Here is a 234-nt window from a genome sequence, read left to right on the forward strand (position 1 = left end):
GTGTCCGCGACGCCGAGAGCGACGGTGTCGGCCCCGGCGAAGAGTGCGGTCTGCTCCCCCGCGCGCGACATCGCCAGTTCCACCGACAACGACGCCGGCGGCAGCACGAGGGCGGCGGCGACCACGCCCGTGGCGACGACTCCGCCGGTGACCGCGCCGACGGCGGCGAGGGTCCTCCGGGGCGAGGCCGCCGGTCGCGGCATATCGTGCGCGTCGTCTGCGGCATCCGCTCCG

General features: G+C 76.9%; 1 pseudogene. It reads right to left on the minus strand.

What is annotated here, in order from left to right:
• Positions 1 to 234, minus strand: a pseudogene (locus SB660_RS23915) (hypothetical protein); the annotation flags it as partial.

Source organism: Bacillus sp. SIMBA_005 (assembly GCF_046535585.1).
In the GTDB taxonomy this organism is placed as follows: domain Bacteria; phylum Bacillota; class Bacilli; order Bacillales; family Bacillaceae; genus Bacillus; species Bacillus pumilus.